The organism is Bartonella sp. CL162QHHD (assembly GCF_042195435.1).
In the GTDB taxonomy this organism is placed as follows: Bacteria; Pseudomonadota; Alphaproteobacteria; order Rhizobiales; family Rhizobiaceae; genus Bartonella.
The window spans coordinates 1-2398 of the sequence record NZ_JBHIOG010000029.1; the positions used below are offsets into that span (position 1 = coordinate 1).

Here is a 2398-nt window from a genome sequence, read left to right on the forward strand (position 1 = left end):
CAATCTTAAGATATGGGGTGAATAACCCCATTATCTGTGGATAACTTTAGCTCTCTTTTCTCTCATTCTTTCTCAATAAGATTCATCACGTATCACATTAGAAATTGTATAATAAAATATTGTTTTCTATAAATAAAATACCTTCAAAAGTGAACTAAAATGTGGTTAATAAATGGTTATGATTTGTTTCTATTTTTTGAGAATGAAAGGATTTTAGTATGACAGAAAATGATATTCTTTTAACAGACCGTGAAAGTGCAAAATTGCTTCATATGAGTGTCTCAACTTTCCGCCGTCATGTAACCAATGGCTCTTTGCCAAAACCTTTAAAATTTGGCTTTTTATCCCGTTGGTTACAATCAGATCTTTTGAATGTCATCGAGCAAGCAAAACAGCAACGTTATAACGACGCGGCATAAAAAGAAAACCTTGTCACGTAAGAACGGACAAGGCTTTCTCTGCTGAAGCAAGACTTAAGGTTCGCATTCAAGTTGTTCTGAATGTTTTTTACAATAAGGGCTATTTAAGCGTCTCTCAACACTTCGCTGAGGCATGACAGCACCAGGACGACATATGGGAAGGTTGTCCGATTTATGGTTTTCACACCAATCTTGTATTGTAAAGCTAGGGCGAAAACCTGATTGCGCCATACACATTTCAATACTGGCAAATTGATTCAAATCTAGCGCAACAACCTTATTAAGGTCCGGTACTACACCTTCTAAAAGTCTTTTATTTATCCATAATGCTGGAGAAAGTGAGGGAATTGAGTTAACACATCCAGTGATACTTAACAGAGCTATACAACTCAATAGTTTTAAGATTTTCTTCATTATTCCCCTCTTTCAATGGATTTATTTACAATAAAAAAGCTCATAAGCCTGTTGATATTTCCTGTCACCGCTGCTTAAAACAACGGTGAACAATATTGAGATGATTGGTTGAGAAAACAATCCCACCATTCCAAGTGAAGGCAAGGATAGCGGATTGTTAATCATCACAAACAGCAAAACTTAAGGATAACATTCATATTGTTCTTGATGCTTTTTACAAAAAGGGCTGTTCAAGCGCTTCTTGACACTGCGCTGTGGTATGACAGCACCTGGACGACAAGCCGGAAGATTCTTTCCTTGAAAATTCTCACACCACGTTCCTGCCTCTGTATCTTTATAGCGGAATCCTGATTGAACCATACAAGAATCAATAAACGCCTTTTTATTTAAACTTAACTTTCTATTTTCTGGATCAGTATCATAAGGGGTTGGCATTCCACATTCTAATAAGGCTTTTCCTACCTCAGTAAAATCAGTAACACCATTTTTCTCCCACGCGCTCAAATATCCTCCAGGAGTTTTATTAAACTGACATCCAGCTATACTTAACAAAGTTACAGCGCTTAATAATTTTAAAGTTTGTTTCATTTTTTTCCTCCATGATTTAATTCAAGGTTTTTGTTTTAAATGAGATGAGCCATACCTTTTTTGGCATTTTTGACCCGCATCTCCAAGACAGGTATGGGAGCTTATGGGATTCATGATCACTCTCCACCATTCTTTCCACCAGTTACTGCCAGCAGGTATTGTCTCGTAAGTATAGCCATTGCCGCCAATAATTCTGCTGACAAAGTCGTATCTATTCCCATCAAAGCCAACAATGGTTTGTTTGCCATCACTCACATAACCTAACAGACCGGATGCAACTAAAACATTAAAGGCTGGTCCATAGAAATTGATATTCGTGTTGTCGGCTATACCGTGCACACCTCCTTGTTTGAAAGAATTCAACATATTCCCCAATGTCATTGTCCCGAGACTATGTCCATAAAGTTCTAATCCTGTCAGACCATAGCTATACATCAAATCTTTTGCTTCTTGTGTTGAATTGGTCAAACCCCAAAAGTTATTTTCCATAAACTTCTGATAGCCCGCGACTAGAAGTTCTGAGATAGCAGAATCGGCTTGAGGGAACACAACAAAATAAAGCGGTTCATTTTTATCCTTCGCATGTTGAACCGCATAAACAGCAGCTTCCTCTGGTGGAGTAAAGATGCCATTAAAGGACACATGCACCTTGCCATCAGCACCCTCTTGTAAATGCTGCTTTTCTTCATCCGTTAAATAATGTGCGTGAGGTAACAATCGCGCCATTCCAAGTGAAGGCAAGGATAGCGGATTGTTAATCATCACAAACAGCAAAACTTAAGGATAACATTCATATTGTTCTGGATGCTTTTTACAAAAAGGGCTGTTCAAGCGCTTCTTGACACTGCGCTGTGGTATGACAGCACCTGGACGACATATGGGTAAGTTTTCGGCTCTATGATTCTCGCACCAAGTCCCTCCCCCCACTTTATCACGGAAACCTGATTGAACCATGCAAGCATAAATTGTTGCTTTTG

At 38.6% G+C, this 2398-nt stretch carries 4 protein-coding genes and 1 pseudogene; 1 reads left to right on the forward strand and 4 read right to left on the reverse strand.

The window, feature by feature from the left end; translation table 11 throughout:
- Nucleotides 1-218: 218 nt before the first annotated feature.
- A complete protein-coding gene (locus ACFILD_RS03005; protein WP_015856172.1) occupies nt 219-419 on the forward strand; it encodes an AlpA family transcriptional regulator in 201 nt (66 codons plus the stop codon).
- A 54-nt stretch (nt 420-473) separates the two neighbouring features.
- Here the strand turns inward: ACFILD_RS03005 and ACFILD_RS03010 are convergent, their stop codons facing one another.
- The 4 genes and pseudogenes from ACFILD_RS03010 to ACFILD_RS03025 form a co-directional block, all read right to left on the reverse strand.
- Nucleotides 474-833 (reverse strand): hypothetical protein, encoded by a 360-nt coding sequence (locus ACFILD_RS03010; protein ID WP_375664742.1) that lies wholly within the window; start codon nt 831-833, stop codon nt 474-476.
- A gap of 180 nt (nt 834-1013) precedes the next feature.
- A complete protein-coding gene (locus tag ACFILD_RS03015; protein ID WP_375664744.1) occupies nt 1014-1421 on the reverse strand; it encodes a hypothetical protein in 408 nt (135 codons plus the stop codon).
- A gap of 21 nt (nt 1422-1442) precedes the next feature.
- On the reverse strand, nt 1443-2183 hold the full coding sequence (locus tag ACFILD_RS03020) for a filamentous hemagglutinin (RefSeq protein WP_375664745.1): 741 nt from the start codon (nt 2181-2183) through the stop codon (nt 1443-1445).
- Between the two features lie 15 nt (nt 2184-2198).
- Nucleotides 2199-2398: pseudogene (locus tag ACFILD_RS03025) on the reverse strand (hypothetical protein); the annotation flags it as partial.

Excerpts from the sequence above, each read along its gene's own strand:
- ACFILD_RS03005 (WP_015856172.1), top strand. The coding sequence starts at position 219 with ATGACAGAAAATGATATTCTTTTAACAGACCGTGAAAGTGCAAAATTG.
- ACFILD_RS03010 (WP_375664742.1), bottom strand. The coding sequence starts at position 833 with ATGAAGAAAATCTTAAAACTATTGAGTTGTATAGCTCTGTTAAGTATC.
- ACFILD_RS03015 (WP_375664744.1), bottom strand. The coding sequence starts at position 1,421 with ATGAAACAAACTTTAAAATTATTAAGCGCTGTAACTTTGTTAAGTATA.
- ACFILD_RS03020 (WP_375664745.1), bottom strand. The coding sequence starts at position 2,183 with ATGATTAACAATCCGCTATCCTTGCCTTCACTTGGAATGGCGCGATTG.